Origin of the sequence: Shewanella waksmanii ATCC BAA-643, assembly GCF_000518805.1 — a bacterium.
GTDB classification, from domain to species: Bacteria; Pseudomonadota; Gammaproteobacteria; order Enterobacterales; family Shewanellaceae; genus Shewanella; species Shewanella waksmanii.
The window spans coordinates 36,685-54,125 of record NZ_KI912498.1; the positions used below are offsets into that span (position 1 = coordinate 36,685).

The 17,441-nt window shown below is 44.6% G+C and carries 15 protein-coding genes and 1 tRNA gene; 8 read left to right on the plus strand and 8 right to left on the minus strand.

Going from position 1 to position 17,441, the window contains the following annotated elements:
- Nucleotides 1-99 precede the first annotated feature (99 nt).
- On the plus strand, nucleotides 100-1,128 hold the full coding sequence (locus L865_RS0121545) for a GGDEF domain-containing protein (RefSeq protein ID WP_028775116.1): 1,029 nt from the start codon (nucleotides 100-102) through the stop codon (nucleotides 1,126-1,128).
- Between the two features lie 73 nt (nucleotides 1,129-1,201).
- Here the strand turns inward: L865_RS0121545 and L865_RS0121550 are convergent, their stop codons facing one another.
- The 3 genes from L865_RS0121550 to L865_RS0121570 all read right to left on the minus strand — a co-directional run bounded on the left by L865_RS0121550 (nucleotide 1,202) and on the right by L865_RS0121570 (nucleotide 5,857).
- Nucleotides 1,202-3,895 carry a bifunctional acetate--CoA ligase family protein/GNAT family N-acetyltransferase gene (locus tag L865_RS0121550; protein ID WP_028775117.1) on the minus strand — a complete coding sequence of 898 codons (2,694 nt, stop codon included), beginning with the start codon at nucleotides 3,893-3,895 and terminating at the stop codon, nucleotides 1,202-1,204.
- A gap of 333 nt (nucleotides 3,896-4,228) precedes the next feature.
- Nucleotides 4,229-4,305 (minus strand) — tRNA-Val (locus tag L865_RS0121565).
- Between the two features lie 184 nt (nucleotides 4,306-4,489).
- Nucleotides 4,490-5,857 (minus strand): MATE family efflux transporter, encoded by a 1,368-nt coding sequence (locus L865_RS0121570; RefSeq protein WP_028775118.1) that lies wholly within the window; start codon nucleotides 5,855-5,857, stop codon nucleotides 4,490-4,492.
- A 35-nt stretch (nucleotides 5,858-5,892) separates the two neighbouring features.
- On the opposite strand from L865_RS0121570, the gene L865_RS0121575 reads away from it, so the two are divergent.
- Entirely contained in the window at nucleotides 5,893-6,507 is a 615-nt protein-coding gene (locus L865_RS0121575) for a riboflavin synthase (RefSeq protein WP_028775119.1), read from the plus strand.
- 115 nt (nucleotides 6,508-6,622) lie between these two features.
- On the opposite strand, the gene L865_RS0121580 is transcribed toward L865_RS0121575, so the two are convergent.
- From L865_RS0121580 to L865_RS0121590, 3 genes are all read right to left on the minus strand, one after another.
- Entirely contained in the window at nucleotides 6,623-6,823 is a 201-nt protein-coding gene (locus tag L865_RS0121580) for a CPXCG motif-containing cysteine-rich protein (protein ID WP_028775120.1), read from the minus strand.
- Nucleotides 6,820-7,563: a pteridine reductase gene (locus L865_RS0121585; RefSeq protein ID WP_028775121.1), complete on the minus strand. Its 744-nt coding sequence runs from the start codon at nucleotides 7,561-7,563 to the stop codon at nucleotides 6,820-6,822. Before L865_RS0121585 ends, L865_RS0121580 begins: the two co-directional genes overlap by 4 nt.
- A 119-nt stretch (nucleotides 7,564-7,682) precedes the next feature.
- Nucleotides 7,683-7,940, minus strand: a complete 258-nt coding sequence (locus L865_RS0121590; RefSeq protein ID WP_028775122.1) for a hypothetical protein — start codon at nucleotides 7,938-7,940, stop codon at nucleotides 7,683-7,685.
- A 306-nt stretch (nucleotides 7,941-8,246) separates the two neighbouring features.
- Between L865_RS0121590 and thrS the strand changes: the two genes are divergently transcribed.
- The 4 genes from thrS to rplT all read left to right on the plus strand — a co-directional run bounded on the left by thrS (nucleotide 8,247) and on the right by rplT (nucleotide 11,380).
- Nucleotides 8,247-10,175 (plus strand): threonine--tRNA ligase, encoded by a 1,929-nt coding sequence (gene thrS, locus L865_RS0121595; RefSeq protein WP_028775123.1) that lies wholly within the window; start codon nucleotides 8,247-8,249, stop codon nucleotides 10,173-10,175.
- A 3-nt stretch (nucleotides 10,176-10,178) separates the two neighbouring features.
- A complete protein-coding gene (gene infC / locus L865_RS24350) occupies nucleotides 10,179-10,721 on the plus strand; it encodes a translation initiation factor IF-3 (protein ID WP_037471760.1) in 543 nt (180 codons plus the stop codon).
- 86 nt (nucleotides 10,722-10,807) lie between these two features.
- Complete coding sequence (gene rpmI / locus L865_RS0121605; protein WP_011865828.1) at nucleotides 10,808-11,002, plus strand: 50S ribosomal protein L35; 195 nt, start codon at nucleotides 10,808-10,810, stop codon at nucleotides 11,000-11,002.
- Between the two features lie 18 nt (nucleotides 11,003-11,020).
- Nucleotides 11,021-11,380, plus strand: coding sequence for a 50S ribosomal protein L20 (gene rplT / locus L865_RS0121610; protein WP_028775125.1), 360 nt, complete (start codon nucleotides 11,021-11,023; stop codon nucleotides 11,378-11,380).
- A 398-nt stretch (nucleotides 11,381-11,778) separates the two neighbouring features.
- Here rplT and trxB read toward each other — a convergent pair whose 3' ends face one another.
- Nucleotides 11,779-12,729: a thioredoxin-disulfide reductase gene (gene trxB / locus L865_RS0121615; protein WP_028775126.1), complete on the minus strand. Its 951-nt coding sequence runs from the start codon at nucleotides 12,727-12,729 to the stop codon at nucleotides 11,779-11,781.
- A gap of 143 nt (nucleotides 12,730-12,872) precedes the next feature.
- The gene (ald, locus tag L865_RS0121620; protein WP_028775127.1) at nucleotides 12,873-13,988 is read right to left on the minus strand and encodes an alanine dehydrogenase; all 1,116 of its coding nucleotides are present in this window, start codon (nucleotides 13,986-13,988) and stop codon (nucleotides 12,873-12,875) included.
- A 180-nt stretch (nucleotides 13,989-14,168) separates the two neighbouring features.
- Here ald and lrp point away from each other — a divergent pair, with 180 nt between their 5' ends.
- Together lrp and L865_RS0121630 are read left to right on the plus strand one after the other, a co-directional pair.
- Complete coding sequence (gene lrp, locus L865_RS0121625) at nucleotides 14,169-14,672, plus strand: leucine-responsive transcriptional regulator Lrp (protein ID WP_028775128.1); 504 nt, start codon at nucleotides 14,169-14,171, stop codon at nucleotides 14,670-14,672.
- A gap of 198 nt (nucleotides 14,673-14,870) precedes the next feature.
- Nucleotides 14,871-17,435, plus strand: coding sequence for a DNA translocase FtsK (locus L865_RS0121630; protein WP_028775129.1), 2,565 nt, complete (start codon nucleotides 14,871-14,873; stop codon nucleotides 17,433-17,435).
- Nucleotides 17,436-17,441 lie beyond the last annotated feature (6 nt).

The following is a 17,441-nucleotide window of genomic DNA, read 5'->3' on the forward strand; positions in this document are numbered from 1 at the left end:
GCAACTTTTTGTTATGCTTATATAAACTCTATACCTTTGGGTGATCATAACGCAGCTTTATGATCGTCAGTTATCACTTCTTGAGCATGGCGACCCTATATGAATTTGGCTAAGCACATATCTGATACAGAACTATCCGCAAAAATATTACGACATGCCGTTCCACAAATGTCGGAGCTGAATATTCCGGTGACACCTGATAATTATTCTGTCTGGTATGAGTATTATCGAGGCGTCAATTTAGATCTAAAACGCGCGATCGATGGGTTGTTAGCCAATGGGGTGACATTCACACCCGAAGTCAATGCTGGATTACATAGTAACTTTGTACAAGAGAAGTCCCCTGAAGTAATAGAAAATGTACAAATTGAAACCCAATTATTGATTAATAATCTAATCACTAAAATTGCCAAAATGAGTCACGGTACAGAAACCCTGAGTGCATCGCTATCGGGTGTTCAGCAGGAATTAGCACAATCGCCCGACGAAGAAACACTCATGCGGCTTATTGACGGCTTAGCCGAAGAAGTCACAGGGGTAATTAATAATAATGCCGAATTAGCGCAAAGCTTAAAAGCGATGGACGAAGAGGTTAACTCGCTTAAATCGGAAATGGAAAATCTCAATTTGGCCGCGATGACCGACCAATTAACTTCGTTGCACAACCGGCGAGCATTTGAAGAGCAAATTCTATCGCATATACAAGACTTTAGGAAAAAAGGTGTCGATAGCAGTTTATTGGTTGTCGATATAGATCATTTTAAAGCCTTTAATGACACCCATGGCCATGTGGTCGGCGATAAAGTGTTAGCGTATGTGGCACTGGCCCTTAAACACGGTGTACGTGGTGAAGATTTTGTCGCGCGCTATGGCGGTGAAGAATTTGTTTTGCTATTACCAGACACCAATCATTCAGGAGCGCTAGTGGTTGCGGAGCAGCTACGACAACGCATCGCAGACAAAAAGCTCACCATAGGTAAAGATAAGAAGCTGTCACTGGGCAATATTACCGTATCTGTGGGTGTGGCCAGCTTAAAAGCGGAAGATGACAAAGATAGCTATTTTGTTAGGGCCGATGAAGCGCTTTATCGCGCTAAGTCATCAGGGCGAAATTGCGTGATGGGTTAAGGGGCAGGGATTTAATCTTGCTGTATAGACAGGGCGTCTTGTCTATACAGCAATACGCTCAATGCAAGCTAGGTTACTGCTTTAAGTCCATGTCCATTCGAATAAGTTGCTCTTCCATGTCAAACGTGACGGTAAAGCCTAATCGTTTTGCCAAGCTGGCCATGGAGCGATTTTCAAACATCGTAAAACCACTCAACCTTTCGGTATCATTTTGTTTGTAATAAGCAATCAGTTTCTCCAGCAATAGCCGGCCTAAACCTTGTCCTTGATGATCGCTACGTACAGCCATAGCGAATTCCGCTTCCGTATTGTCCGGGTCAATGGAAGCCCGTATTGCGCCTAAGGTGATCTCATCACCATCGTCCTGTTTGGCGGTAGCAATAAAGGCCATTTCTCTGGCGTAATCAATCTGGGTGAGTACTGCCATCTCTTCATGGGTCATCTTTGAGCGCACACCGAAATAGCGCTTATAACGGTCTTCATCGCTTAAACTGTTGTCAAAAGCGAGATGTTTTGGCTCATCTTCAGGCAGAATTGGCCGCAGCATGATTGGGTCACCATTCTTCAATACTGCGTGTTGTTCAAGTTCTTTTGGGTAGGGCTGAATAGCCAAGCGGTTGTTATTTTCTTCGAGGCAATCATGCAGTTGAATATTGACATCAAGTAAGGTGACATCGACGCCTGCACACAGTACAGGGTTTAAATCTAGGCTGGCAATTTCGGGGCAATCAATCACTAAGTGACTAAGTTGAGTGAGCATCACGCACAGCGAATGCATGTCTAAGCCTAAGGGCAGATGTCTATCCTTAAGTTTGTTGGTTTTTAGCGCTTGGATCACCATATAACGAGCCAAGGTCATGTTTAGCGGGGGCAGGGCAACCGCCGCATCTTTCGTGGGCTCCCATTCTGATCCGCCTTCGCCTAATAAGATTGCTGGGCCAAAAACTGGATCGTTGATCACTGCCACCCGAATCTCTTGCGCACCGGCAGTTAATGCCATTTTCTGCACAATGACTCCCTCGATACGTGCATGCTCATTAAGGCCTTTGACGCGATCGATAATTCTATCTGTGGCACTGGCGACCTCTTCGGCATTGGCTAAGTTCAGCATGACCCCGTGGACATCAGATTTATGGTGAATATCCGGCGATTGCACCTTGATTGCCACAGGGTAACCAATTCGATTAGCGATGGCGACGGCGGCTTCCGTGTTGTCGGCAAAGTGCGTATCAATGGTTTTGAGGCCGTAAGCATGCAAAATTTGACTGGCTTCATGGGTCTCTAGAATACGTTTTCCTGCGCCATGGGCCTTTTGTAGTAACCCTCGTGCTCGTTGACTATCAGTGGGAATATCGACCGGGATTGACTGCGGCACCTCTTGCAGTAGCTTTTGGTTTCGGCGGTATTCAACCATATGCATGAACGCCCCTACAGCACCTTCGGGTGTGCGATAGGTGGGGATACCGGCTTGGTTAAAGTGTTTTCGGGCTAAATAGGATGAATCTTCTCCACTCCAGTTAGTAAGAATATTAACCCGATTTCGATTGGGGTGAGTTGATATCATGGCTGACATAGCCTTAGCGATGTCGACACTGTCGCCAATTGCAGAGGGTGAGTGCAGTACCAATATGGCGTCAGCGATATCACTGTCCATCAATATTTTAAGTGCGGCGGTATAGCGGTTGGCATCGGCATCGCCGCCAATATCAATTGGATTTTGCCCAGACCAAGTAGATGGCAATAGGGCATTGAGTTTGTCATAGGTTTGAGTATCTAACTCACTACTTTTACCGCCGCCGAGCATGAGCTCATCCAACGCTAGTACCGCAGGCCCACCACCATTAGTCATAATGGCTAGACGCTCACCTTGCAAAGCAGATGAATGGGCGAGTGTTTCAACTGCCGCAAACAGCTCAATTAAATCGTTGACTCTTAGCATACCGGCTCGTCGAAATGCCGCTTCATACACGGCATCATTGCCCACGACGCCGCCTGTGTGTAATTTTGCGGCTGTGGTGCCCTCAACACTGCGGCCCGATTTGATCACCAAAATAGGTTTATTGCGCGCAGCTGCTCGAGCAGCTGACAGAAAGTGGCGTTTCTCATTGATGGAGTCGATATACAGCATGATTGCACTGGTTTTGCTGTCTCGGCCTAAATAATCAAGTAGCTCATCAAAGTCGATATCTGTGGCATCGCCTAGGGAGATAAAAGATGAAAAGCCGATGCCCTTATTGTTGGCCCAATCCAATACTGTGGTGCAAATGGCAGCTGATTGGGACACAAAGGCAATTTTACCGCTCAGGGCACTGGTATGGGCTAAGCTCGCATTCAGACCAAGGGTTGGTAAAATCATCCCCAAGCTGTTAGGCCCTAATAAACGCATGCCATATTTTTTGGCGTACTGTTTGGCTTGGGTTAAACAGTCTATACCTGAGCTATCGATTTCTTGAGCCATACCAGAGGCGTTGATAATAGCCACTTTACAACCAAATTGCGCAAGAGTTTCAACGATGGCGGGAACGCGATGTGCTGCAGTACAAATGACGGCAAGATCAGGTATCAGGGGTAGGGCTTCAATGTTTTGATAGGCAAGGACCCCTTGAACAGCCTGGTATTTTGGGGTGACGGGCATAATGGGCCCAGAAAAACCGCCTGCGAGTAGATTTTTCATGATCACATTGCCGGCCTTCCTATCAGCATTAGAGGCGCCAATGATGGCAATGGACTTAGGGTTAAACAGGCTGTTTAATGTTCGCTGGCTCATCAAGTACTCCGATCAAATACAGGGCTAAGTCAGTGTACATTAAAGGAAAACAAAATGGTGCTTTAAAGCGCCGATATGCGACCAATAGATAACAAGAGGAGGGAATAGCAGGCATAAAAAAACCAGCGTGAGCTGGCCTGAAAATTTCATGGTACAACCGAGTGGATTCGAACCACCGACCCCCACCATGTCAAGGTGGTGCTCTAACCAACTGAGCAAAACTACGGATAACAATAAAGCATGGTACAACCGAGTGGATTCGAACCACCGACCCCCACCATGTCAAGGTGGTGCTCTAACCAACTGAGCGACAGCAACCATAACAATAAAGCATGGTACAACCGAGTGGATTCGAACCACCGACCCCCACCATGTCAAGGTGGTGCTCTAACCAACTGAGCTACGGTTGTATTGTCTTTATCTTGTTTTCTAACATCTGTGCTAGAGAACGAGCGCTATATTACGGGATACAGCGCCCGTTGCAAGTAAAAATATTAATTTTGTAACCAAATGGCTATTTGATGTTCAACTTGATTTCTAATCAGCCGAATTGGTTTGCCGATGTCCATATCAGCGGCCCGAATTTTATTCTGGCTAGTCTTCGATAAGTCGAGTGCCAAGCTTTTCAGACTTTTGGATATAGCGTAACCGAATGGCAAACATAATGGCGGCGCTGGTTAAGCCTGCGATTAAGCCGATCCAAAATCCATGCGCTCCCATGGCGGGAACTAAAATATCTGTCATTGCCAGCATGTAGCCTAATGTCATACCAATCAACCAATAAGACACTAAGGTGATATACAACGCGCTGCGCGTATCTTTATAGCCACGTAATGCACCCGCGGCAACCACCTGAATTGAGTCAGACAATTGATATAGCGCAGCTAAGAACATTAAGCTACCCGCGAGGGTAATGACCTCTGGGTGATCATTGTATAATAGTGCGATTTCTGTTTTGAATATCACGGTGATAATCGCTGTAATCGCGGCCAAGCCAAACGCTAGCAATAATCCAACCTTAGTGACTAGATTAGCAATCACCAGTTTATCCTGACCCAAGTAATAGCCAACTCGTATTGAAACCGCAATACCTATAGATAGTGGCAACATAAACACGATGGAGGAGAAGTTAAGCGCAATTTGATGACCAGCAACGACATTCGCCCCAAGGGGGGCTAATAATAGCGCGATGATGGCGAACAAGCTGACTTCAAAAAACAGCGCCATAGCGATAGGAAAGCCGTGTTTTGTCATCGTCCACATTGTGTCCCATTTAGGTTTATGGAACGCACTAAATGGGGCGAGTTCAGCAAATTTCTTATGCCATTGCATATAGATAACCATGGCGATAAACATTGCCCAGAAAACTAAAGCTGTTGCAATACCGCACCCAGCCCCGCCCATTGCGGGGGCGCCTAAATGTCCATTGATAAATATATAGTTGGCCGGAATGTTGACGGCTAAGCCAACAAACCCGATGACCATAGTCGGCAAAGTATAAGAGATACCTTCGGCACATCCCCTTAATACTTGATAAAGCACAAAAGCAGGTACTCCCCACATGAAGCCATTAAGGTATTGTTCGCTAAGATTGGCCAAATCTTCATCTAAAGCCATCAGCCGGAAAATATCGCCAGAAAATGTGAGAAATGCGAGCACACCTAAGCTACCAATTATGGCAATATAGGCAGCTTGAAATGCCAAAGGTTGAATCGCTTTTTGATTGTCTGCACCGTGCTCATGGGCAAAAACAGGCGTAAATGCAATAAGTAGCCCCTGGACAAAAAGTAATGCTGGCAGCCATAAACTGGTGCCAATGGCCACTGCAGCCATATCGACCGCACTGACCCGACCAGCCATAACGGTATCGATAAAACCCATCATGGTTTGGGTGACTTGGGCAATAAGTACAGGTAGTGCTAGCTGTACCAATTTTTTGGCTTGAAAGCCGAATTGATTCATGAATGTAACGCCTTTATATAGCGAGTTAATAAATTATGTTTACAGGTATTGTGCAAGCCACATGTCAAGTGGCAGCGATTACACAGAAAAACGGTCTAAACACCATTGAGGTTTCCTTGCCAGCTGAATTAAGAGAGGGATTAAAAACAGGGGCGAGCGTGGCTAATAACGGTGTTTGTTTAACAGTCACAGCAATCGCAGATGATAGGGTGTTTTTCGATGTAATGGAAGAGACTCTGAGTGTGACCAATCTCTCAAAATTGACAATTGGTAGTCCCGTAAACATTGAGCGCTCATTGAGCTTTGGTAGCGAGATTGGTGGCCACATTTTATCGGGACACATTCATACCCAAGCACAGATAGTAAAAGTGAGTGCAACCGAGCAACATTACAATCTTTATCTTGAAGTAGCACCTAAATGGATGGCCTATATACTCTATAAAGGTTTTGTTGGCGTTAATGGTTGTAGCTTAACAGTAGGAGAGGTGACAGATAACGGGTTTTGGCTACATTTAATACCCGAGACCTTATTGCTAACCAATTTAGATGAAGCGCGAGTTGGCGATCAACTTAACATCGAAATTGATAGTCAAACCCAAGCGATTGTCGACACCGTTGAGCGGGTATTGGCTAAACGTAACTTGATTTAACACATGCTTGGTATTGCTGTTTAGTCACGAGCATAAAGTTGGCCGTATTTTACTGGACAAGACGAATACGGCCCACTTTTACAGAGCTGTTAGATGGTTTTATATTGACTAGCCATCAATAGTATTGCTCATCATCGCTATCCACAAATACGGTCAGTTTTTGATGGACTCTGTCTAATTGAGTACGAAAATGGATAGGGTTACAGCATATTTTACAATCTTGGTAATATTCTTGATCGTTCCCGCTTGTGTCTATCTCTATATGTTGATTGTGGCCGCAGTGGGGGCAACTGATCGATTTATTGATGAGTTTCATTCAACCGCTCCTTGATACCCCACAGCACTTCTGCCGCCATCAACGGCTATGATTTGACCGGTAATATATGATGCATTAACTAAAAACATAACGGCGTCCGCTATATCTTCTGCACGGCCCGGGTGACGTAAAGGGATATCTTCAATGACTTTATCTATCTGAGACTGTTGGCCCTCTGTTGGCCAGAGTATGGCACCAGGTGAAACACCATTAACCCTTACATTAGGCGCTAATTCCTGCGCCAGAGATAAGGTGGCCATTTTCAGTCCCGCCTTAGAAATTGAGTATAGTCCATGACCAGATAAAGGTTTGTCGGCATGAATATCGATTAAATTAACAATACAGCCGCTATTGGACGCCAATACTTGCTTCAGTCCGGTGGCTAAGCGATAAGGTGCAACGAGGTTGACGGCTAACATACTGTCAATGTCGTCTGTTGTACTTTGAACAATAGCGGTTGGATAGAATACCGAGGCATTGTTTACCAGAAGCGATAAAGCCGGGTAGCGACTTGCCACATTATCAATAAGCGTTGTTAAATCTGCAGCGACAGATAAGTCAGCCTGCTCAACCACCGCTGAGTAAGCACGCAGCCCATTAAGTTGTTGGGCTAATACCTGAGCGGCTTGGCTGTTATTGTTGCAATGTATAATAACGTTATAGCCACTTTGGTGGGCGTGGGTGGCAATTTGTTTGCCAATACGCCGCGCCGCGCCGGTAATGAGTGCCCAAGCTTGCATAGTGTAATATCCGAATAGGTAGATTAGGTGGATATTAGCATAGCTAGCGGGCTTAATAAGTAGCAACTGCCTACGATTGCACAGCCGTGTTATTGGCTTTGATGAATATTAGACGGGTTTCAATCCATTATCACTAATACTTCAGCCGCTTCTTTGGTGGGCAGCGGATAGAGGTTATCAACAAGAGAGTTCAACTGCTGATCAACAGACGCTTCAATATCCAACATTACACTGCTAGGTGCAGTTTCAATTTTTTGTGTTTCAGTTAGATTTGTTTCTACCAAAGCTGAGTCGTCAATCGTTTGCTGGTCCATGACTGCATTATGACTCGGTAACCCTTGGATCAGTGCTCCTGTCAGTATCATTGCATTGACCATTTACAGTGCTCCTAATAAAAGTAACTTGCTAGTTGTGCCTTAGGGTATAACGCCAAAATGACGCTGATGTGACAAAAGCATTTCAGTACAAGTTGTCGCGGGCAATGTTGTTAAGCAATTCAGATACTCACAATACCGTGTTCAACTAGCTTAAGCCTTGCGCATTGTGATGATGACCCTTAGAATGTTGCCTTCGCTCCTAGGATTATCAAAACTCCAGTATGTTTTGCTCCTAGGAAGGCGACACACTTAACTACATAACCAAGTGGCCCTACGTAGGGGTCACCACTGGATAAAGGAATTTTCATGCCTGTAATTACACTTCCTGACGGCAGTAAGCGCGAATTCGCTGATGCTGTTTCTACTTATGATGTTGCTGCTGATATTGGTCCGGGTCTTGCGAAAGCTTGTATTGCCGGTCGTGTTAATGGCGAACTTAAAGATGCCTGCGATCTCATTGAGACTGATGCTGAACTGGCTATCATTACAGCCAAAGATGAAGAAGGGGGAGAAATCCTTCGTCACTCTTGTGCGCATCTATTAGGCCACGCTATTAAGCAGTTATGGCCAGAGACTAAGATGGCGATTGGACCTGTTATCGACAATGGTTTCTATTACGATATCGATTTAGATCATAAACTTACTGATGAAGATATTGTTGCGCTAGAAAAGCGTATGTTGGCTTTAGCTAAAACCAATTACGCAGTAGACAAAAAGGTAGTGAGCTGGCAAGAAGCGCGCGACACATTTGAAGCGCGCGGTGAAACATACAAGATGGCTATCTTGGATGAAAACATCAGCCAAGATGACAAGCCGGCTTTATATCATCATGAAGAATATGTTGATATGTGCCGTGGTCCCCACGTACCTAACATGAAATTCTGTCACCACTTTAAGTTGATGAGCGTTGCAGGTGCATATTGGCGCGGTAATTCTGACAACAAGATGTTGCAGCGTGTGTACGGTACCGCTTGGGCTGATAAGAAAGCACTTAAGGTTCACCTTAATCGTTTAGAAGAAGCCGCTAAGCGCGATCACCGTAAAATTGGTAAGCAGCTCGATCTTTACCATATGCAAGAAGAAGCACCTGGCATGGTGTTTTGGCATAATGACGGTTGGAGTCTATTCCTAGGGCTTGAGAAGTTTATTCGCCAGAAGCTTAGCCAGTACACTTATCAAGAAGTGAAAGGCCCATTAATGATGGACCGTGTACTTTGGGAGCGTTCTGGGCATTGGGATAAATATTCAGAAGCGATGTTTACCACCAATTCAGAAAACCGTGAATACGCGGTTAAGCCGATGAACTGTCCAGGTCATGTGCAGATCTTTAACCAAGGCCTCAAATCATATCGTGATTTGCCATTACGTATGGCTGAGTTCGGTTGTTGTCACCGTAATGAGCCATCAGGTTCATTGCATGGTCTAATGCGCGTACGTGGATTCACCCAAGATGATGCCCATGTATTCTGTACCGAAGATCAGGTTCAGCAAGAGGTGAGTGCGTGTATCCAGATGGTATATGACACTTATGAAACCTTTGGCTTTAAAGATATCGTTGTCAAACTGTCGACACGCCCAGAAAAGCGTATTGGTGATGATGCGATGTGGGATCGAGCAGAAGAAGCATTGATGCAGGCACTTAAAGCCAACGACATCGAATATGAAATCTTGCCAGGTGAAGGGGCGTTCTATGGCCCTAAGATTGAATTTACTTTGCATGATTGTCTCGATAGAGCGTGGCAGTGTGGTACAGTGCAGCTTGATTATGCATTACCAGGCCGTCTTGGTGCGACTTATGTTGCTGAAGACAATAGTCGTCAGACACCTGTGATGATTCACCGTGCGATTCTCGGTTCATTAGAGCGTTTCCTCGGAATTCTAATTGAAGAGTACGCGGGTAAATTCCCAACTTGGCTTGCCCCAATGCAAGCAGTTGTGATGAATATCACGGATAAACAGTCTGATTATGTAGACGAAGTGGTCAATTTATTCAAAGATCAGGGAATTCGTGCGTCGAAAGACTTGAGGAATGAGAAGATTGGCTTTAAAATACGCGAGCACACGTTAAGGCGTGTCCCCTATTTATTGGTCGTAGGTGATCAAGAGATGGAAAATAGGGAAGTTGCGGTGCGAACTCGTGACGGTGTTGACTTAGGCAAGATGGGAATCGATGATTTCGCTGCTAAGGTCAAACAACAAATTTCGCTCCGTAGTCTCAATTTGTTGGAGGATTAGGTCATAAAGATCAAAAAAACAGCAGGACGCCAGGCGGCTGCAAATAGAATTAACGAACTTATTACCGGCGTATCAGAAGTACGTTTGAACGGTTTAGACGGTGAAGCTATTGGTATTTTAAGCATTAGGGAAGCACAAGATCTAGCTGATGAAGCTGGTGTTGATCTTGTTGAGATTAGCCCAAATGCTGAGCCACCTGTATGTCGCATAATGGACTACGGAAAGTTCCTTTTTGATAAGGCTAAAGCCCAAAAGGAACAAAAGAAGAAGCAGAAACAGATACAGGTGAAGGAAGTTAAATTCCGTCCCGGTACTGATGAAAACGACTATCAGGTAAAACTACGCAACCTGAAGCGTTTTCTTGATGACGGCGACAAAGCGAAAGTAACGCTGCGTTTCCGTGGTCGTGAGATGGCTCACCAGAGTCTTGGTATGAATCTTTTGAATCGTATTAAAGATGATTTGGTTGAGTTAGCAGTCGTGGAGTCTTTCCCTAAAATGGAAGGTCGCCAAGCTGTTATGGTTCTTGCGCCGAAAAAGAAATAGTAGGGCAACCAGAAAAGTAGCAGGGGTCTGTTAAGGTCTCTGCTCGCCTTGCGTTTTATTAATTGTCCCAATGCGGAGTTTTAGCAATGCCTAAAATGAAAACAGACAAGGGTGTACAAAAGCGTTTTAAGAAAACCGCTAATGGTTTCAAGCGCAAACAAGCCCATTTACGTCATATTTTGACCAAGAAGAGCACTAAGCGTAAACGTCACTTACGTGCTAAATGTTTAGTTGCAAAGTCTGATGTGCCAGCAATCGCACGTCAACTACCATACGCTTAATTAGAGGAGTAAAGAACAATGCCTAGAGTTAAGCGTGGTGTAACCGCTCGTGCTCGTCACAAGAAAGTACTTAAATTAGCCAAAGGTTATTACGGAGCTCGTAGCCGTACTTACCGCGTTGCAGTTCAAGCTGTAACTAAAGCTGGTCAATATGCTTACCGTGACCGTCGTCAGAAGAAACGTCAATTCCGTCAACTTTGGATTGCACGTATCAATGCGGCTTCTCGTCAAAATGGTCTGTCTTACAGCCGTTTCATTAACGGTCTGAAAAAGGCGTCTATCGAAATCGATCGTAAGATTTTGGCAGATATCGCTGTATTCGACAAAGTTGTATTTGCAACTTTAGTTGAAAAAGCAAAAGAAGCACTAGCTAAGTAATTAGTTAATGTGACTGATTTAAAAAAGGGACCTCAGGGTCCCTTTTTTTGTGCCAGATACCTGTAATACCAATCAGTATAAGAATTTGATCTACTCAGCGCGCTTTTGGCAAACTAATTCAAGGCGAATAACTGAAACAATGGTTGCTCCCTTGTGAGGTTATTCAACGCAGAAGTAGGCAGCCTAAAACGCGCCAGAATGGCGAGTTTTAGCGATTCTGATGCTGTGTTAACGAGCTTAACCGTAGAATAACTATGCTCTTCACTCGTTGCCTTGCCTCAGAACCGCTAAACTCTCGCTGAGTGACTAAATGTTTATACTGATTGGTATAAATAGCGTTAATAAATGCAGGGTAAAAAAAAGCAGGCCTTAAGCCTGCTTTTTTATTTTGGCAATAGTTATTGCGCGTCTAAGAAGCGTTCTGCATCAAGCGCTGCCATACAACCGGTACCAGCAGAGGTAATTGCTTGACGATAATGTTGATCCATTACATCGCCTGCTGCAAATACACCTTCAATGCTTGTTTGGGTTGCGTTACCGTCTAAACCACTTTGTACTTTAATGTAGCCATGGTTCATCTCTAACTGGCCTTCAAACATTTGTGTATTAGGTTTATGACCAATAGCAACAAAGACACCCATTACATCAATTTCTTTGATGCTGTCATCTTTAGTGCTCTTCATCTTAAGCCCTGTAACGCCCATGTCATCACCAACAACTTCATCTAAGGTATTGTCTAGGTGAAGGATGATATTGCCATTAGCCACTTTATCCATCAGGCGTTTAGTGAGGATTTTTTCACTACGGAAAGTATCACGACGGTGAATAAGGTGAACTTCTGAAGCGATATTGCTTAAATAAAGTGCTTCTTCTACCGCGGTATTACCACCACCAATAACAGCCACTTTTTGGTTGCGATAAAAGAAACCGTCGCAAGTAGCACAGGCAGACACACCTTTACCTTTAAACGCTTCTTCTGAGTCTAGGCCAAGATACATCGCAGACGCGCCAGTTGAAATGATTAGCGCATCGCAAGTGTACTCGCCACTATCGCCTTTCAATTGAAAAGGGCGCTGTTGAAGATTAACTTCATTGATGTGGTCAAATAAGATCTCAGTTTCAAATTTTTCGGCATGCTTTTGCATACGCTCCATCAGCGCTGGACCGGTAAGATCTTCTGCATCGCCTGGCCAGTTTTCTACTTCAGTGGTGGTAGTTAATTGACCACCTTGCTGAATACCTGTGATTAAAACAGGCTTTAAATTGGCTCGTGCAGCATAGACCGCAGCAGTATAACCTGCTGGGCCAGAGCCCAAAATTAGTAAATTACAATGTCTTGCTTGGCTCATTATTTTCTCCGTGCCTTTAGCGAATTGCAGCGATTGTAGGAAATTTAGCTGGAACGGTAAAGACTTGGCTTTAGATTCTTTTAGATTAAGCTAATCGAAAAAAGGGAGCATGATGCTCCCTTTAAATCTGAATTATTATTGCATTAGTTTAGCAAGACTGTTGGCTCAACAAATTCAAAGTCTAGTGCTTCAGCAACTTCTTTACAGGTTACTTTACCGTGCATGACGTTCAAGCCATTTAGCAGGTGCTTGTCAGCCAATAGTGCTTTACGGTAACCAAGATCCGCTAACTTAATGATATAAGGTAGGGTGGCATTGTTTAGTGCAAATGTTGAGGTACGTGCTACTGCACCTGGCATGTTAGCAACACAATAGTGAACAACATCATCAACAATATAAGTTGGGTCTTGGTGAGTCGTTGCATGTGAGGTTTCAATACAACCACCTTGATCGATTGCCACATCGACAATCGCAGAGCCTGGCTTCATGCTAGCAATATGCTGTTTGGTTACCAGTTTAGGCGCTGCTGCACCTGGAACTAATACACCGCCAATGACCAAGTCAGCTTCAAGTACATGTTTCTCAATAGCATCAGCAGTTGAATAAATCGCTTTTACTTTGTTGTCGAACTGGGCGTTCAAACGACGTAACGCGTCAATGCTGCGATCTAGGATAACAACATCAGCGCCAAGGCCTACTGCCATTTGTGCGGCGTTTGTGCCCACCATACCGCCACCAATGATGACAACTTTTGCAGGTTCAACACCCGGTACGCCACCTAGTAGCATGCCGCGTCCGCCAACAGACTTTTCTAGTGCCATGGCACCAGCTTGAATAGACATGCGGCCGGCAACTTCAGACATAGGTGCAAGTAGGGGAAGGGCACCACGGTCGTCTGTTACTGTTTCATAAGCGATACACACTGCACCGCTTTTAATCAAATCTTCTGTTTGAGGTAGATCAGGCGCTAAATGAAGGTAGGTAAATAACAGTTGGTCTTCACGCAACATAGCACGTTCAACTGCTTGAGGTTCTTTTACCTTTACGATCATTTCTGATTTAGCGAATACTTCAGCGGCCGTATCTAAAATCACTGCACCGACATTGATATAATCTTGGTCACTAAATCCGATGCCTGAACCTGCACTGGTTTCTACAAACACGTCATGACCCTTGGCGGTCAGTTCACGTACGCTTGATGGAACCATGCCAACACGATATTCGTGGTTTTTGATTTCTTTAGGTACACCAATTATCATCTTCAAGCCTCAAATTGCATAAAAACCCATGATTTGTGGGTCAAATTGTTATTTTGTCGTGTCCTGAACGTGATTGTTTCAGGGAAATCTAGTATAGTATCAGTTCAGCAGTTAATGCTGCTGAAGTTTTGACATACGTAGCAATAAATATTGTTTTAGTGATAAAACAAGGTTAATAATATGGTTAATAATAAAAAGAGTCCTATAAAAGACTTAGATCGTATAGATCGTAACATACTTAATGAATTGCAAATTGATGGTCGCATTTCAAATGTTGAACTTTCAAAGCGTGTAGGTCTTAGTCCTACACCTTGTTTGGAAAGGGTTAAAAGACTTGAAAAACAAGGGTATATCAACGGTTATACTGCACTAGTGAATCCGCATTTTCTTGGCGCTTCACTGTTAGTATTTGTTGAAATTACGCTTAATCGTGATACATCAGAAGTGTTTGATAAGTTCAATCGCGCAGTTCAGTTACTTGATGACATTCAAGAGTGTCATCTTGTATCAGGCGACTTCGACTACTTGTTGAAGACTCGAGTATCTGACATGTCAGCATACCGTCGCCTTTTGGGTGAAACGTTACTAAAATTACCTTCTGTCTCCGATACCCGTACCTACGTGGTAATGGAGGAAGTTAAGCAAACTAATAAAGTCGCGATCAATGTGACCTTAGAATCTTAACTTTCTTTTGTAGTAATAAAAGGAACCTATAGGGTTCCTTTTTTTATGCCTGTCAGTAGCTTGCTTACATTGTGTGTTTTATCTGCAACTGCCTAAAAATAGCCATTAATTGTGATTAACAAAAGCTAAATCGCTGCACATCTTAAGGCTTTTTTGGTATCTTTAGCCTACCTGTCATTTATTTACTATGGTTTTCGTTTGTCTAAGGGAAATAGTGTTAAAACCTTGAGCGGAGTGCAACGCCTACTCGAAGGCGGCCTTATTCTGTGCTGCATGCTCGCGACCTATGTTTTGTTGGCATTAAGTAGTTTCCATTCGTCAGACCCAGGCTGGAGTCAGTCTAATTTTGATGGGGACATACAAAATGTCACAGGTGCGGTGGGTGCATGGATGGCAGACGTACTATTTTACATGTTTGGCTATACCGCTTATATCATTCCAGTCATTATGGCGCTTACGGGTTGGTTACTGTTTAAACGTACTCATAAGTTATTGGAAATTGATTATTTTTCAGTGGGCTTAAGGCTTATTGGTTTCTTGCTCATCATTTTCAGCCTTGCGGCGCTTGCCAGTATGAATGCCAATGATATATACGCATTTTCAGCCGGTGGTGTGTGTGGTGATGTCATAGGCAAGGCCATGCTGCCGTATTTTAACCAGCTAGGGACAACTTTATTGCTGCTGTGTTTTGTCGGAGCAGGCTTCACTTTATTAACCGGTGTGAGCTGGCTAACTGTGGTAGAACTTACCGGCTTTGGCACCATATGGCTTATTAAATCCATTATTGCATTACCTAAGAAGTTAAATCACGACGAGGAAACGGAAGATACTCGCGGATTTATGTCTGTAGTCGATAAGTTCAAAGAAAAACGCGAACAACGCAAACTAGAAAAAGCGGCAGCCGAGCTCGACTATTCAGAGCAAGATGATGAACAAGCGCGTGACGAGCAAGAACATGGCGACATTAACGGCGAAAATGCCGTGGATGTTGACAACTTCACTCGGGGTCGACGTGCAGAGCCTACCCTTAATCATGACGATATTGTGCCTTTTAGCGCCAATGAGCCTGACGCTGAAAGCGTAGAAACTCAGGTTGCGGTTACTACCGATACAGACGATGACACCATCGATTTTGACTCGCAGCAATCAAGTGGGGCACTTAGCGTCGCTAAACCGGCAAAAGATAAGCAAAATGACAGTGCAAAAATAGTCGACGGCATTGTCGTGCTGCCAGGTAGCGACAGTGAAGTGCCAGTTAAGCCCGTTACGCCTCTACCAGAAATATCGCTTTTAGATGTGCCTAATCGTAAGAGTAATCCGATTAGCCAAGAAGAGTTGGATCAAGTCGCGCGGTTAGTCGAAGTCAAACTGGCAGACTTCAATATTGTGGCCAAAGTGGTGGGGGTATTTCCAGGTCCGGTGGTAACCCGCTTTGAGCTAGAACTCGCGCCAGGTGTTAAGGCCTCAAAAATCACCAATTTATCAAAAGATCTCGCCCGCTCACTGCTAGCAGAAAGCGTGCGCGTGGTTGAAGTGATTCCCGGTAAGGCATACGTCGGTTTAGAGTTACCCAATAAATTCCGAGAAACGGTATTTATGCGCGATGTTTTAGATAGCCAGGCATTCGCTGATCATCCCTCACACTTAAGTATGGTATTGGGACAAGATATCGCCGGTGAGCCGGTAGTGGTCGATCTGGGCAAAATGCCACATTTACTGGTAGCCGGTACTACTGGCTCGGGTAAATCCGTGGGCGTCAATGTCATGATCACCAGTTTGTTGTATAAGTCCGGACCCGATGATGTTCGATTTATCATGATCGATCCCAAGATGCTTGAATTATCGGTTTATGAAGGGATACCGCACCTATTATGTGAAGTGGTGACCGACATGAAAGAAGCGGCGAACTCGCTGCGTTGGTGTGTGGGTGAGATGGAACGGCGTTACAAGCTAATGTCGGCGCTAGGTGTGCGTAATCTTAAAGGCTATAACGCCAAAATTAAGCAAGCTAAAGATAATGGCGAAGTGATCACCGATCCGCTTTGGCGAGCTAGCGATGGTATGGAAGAAACCGCACCAGAGTTAGATAAGCTGCCATCAATTGTGGTAATTGTTGATGAGTTTGCCGACATGATGATGATTGTGGGTAAGAAGGTAGAAGAGCTTATTGCACGTATAGCCCAGAAAGCCCGTGCGGCAGGCATACATCTTATCTTGGCGACCCAGCGTCCCTCTGTTGACGTGATTACCGGTTTGATTAAAGCCAATATTCCTACACGTATGGCGTTTCAAGTATCCTCTCGTATTGACTCTAGAACTATTTTAGATCAACAAGGTGCAGAAACCTTGTTAGGTATGGGTGATATGCTTTATTTGCCACCGGGAACTAGCGTTCCTATCCGTGTCCATGGCGCATTTATTGATGACCATGAAGTACATGCCGTTGTCGCTGATTGGCATGCACGTGGCAAACCGCAGTATATCGATGAGATTTTGCAAGGTAGTGCAGAAGGTGAGCAAGTGCTGCTACCCGGTGAGGCGCCAGTATCAGATGAAGACACCGACGCGCTCTATGATGAAGCGGTGGCATTTGTTACCGAAACCCGTCGAGGTTCGATTTCTAGTGTGCAACGTAAGTTCAAGATTGGTTATAACCGCGCGGCGCGGATCATAGAGCAAATGGAAGCTGCGGGTGTGGTAAGTCCTCAAGGGCATAACGGTAACCGAGAGGTACTCGCGCCTCCGCCACCAAAAGACTTCTAATGAATT

Coding starts and splice junctions, on each gene's coding strand:
- L865_RS0121545 (WP_028775116.1), top strand. CDS start 100: ATGAATTTGGCTAAGCACATATCTGATACAGAACTATCCGCAAAAATA.
- L865_RS0121550 (WP_028775117.1), bottom strand. CDS start 3,895: ATGAGCCAGCGAACATTAAACAGCCTGTTTAACCCTAAGTCCATTGCC.
- L865_RS0121570 (WP_028775118.1), bottom strand. CDS start 5,857: ATGAATCAATTCGGCTTTCAAGCCAAAAAATTGGTACAGCTAGCACTA.
- L865_RS0121575 (WP_028775119.1), top strand. CDS start 5,893: ATGTTTACAGGTATTGTGCAAGCCACATGTCAAGTGGCAGCGATTACA.
- L865_RS0121580 (WP_028775120.1), bottom strand. CDS start 6,823: ATGAAACTCATCAATAAATCGATCAGTTGCCCCCACTGCGGCCACAAT.
- L865_RS0121585 (WP_028775121.1), bottom strand. CDS start 7,563: ATGCAAGCTTGGGCACTCATTACCGGCGCGGCGCGGCGTATTGGCAAA.
- L865_RS0121590 (WP_028775122.1), bottom strand. CDS start 7,940: ATGGTCAATGCAATGATACTGACAGGAGCACTGATCCAAGGGTTACCG.
- thrS (WP_028775123.1), top strand. CDS start 8,247: ATGCCTGTAATTACACTTCCTGACGGCAGTAAGCGCGAATTCGCTGAT.
- rpmI (WP_011865828.1), top strand. CDS start 10,808: ATGCCTAAAATGAAAACAGACAAGGGTGTACAAAAGCGTTTTAAGAAA.
- rplT (WP_028775125.1), top strand. CDS start 11,021: ATGCCTAGAGTTAAGCGTGGTGTAACCGCTCGTGCTCGTCACAAGAAA.
- trxB (WP_028775126.1), bottom strand. CDS start 12,729: ATGAGCCAAGCAAGACATTGTAATTTACTAATTTTGGGCTCTGGCCCA.
- ald (WP_028775127.1), bottom strand. CDS start 13,988: ATGATAATTGGTGTACCTAAAGAAATCAAAAACCACGAATATCGTGTT.
- lrp (WP_028775128.1), top strand. CDS start 14,169: ATGGTTAATAATAAAAAGAGTCCTATAAAAGACTTAGATCGTATAGAT.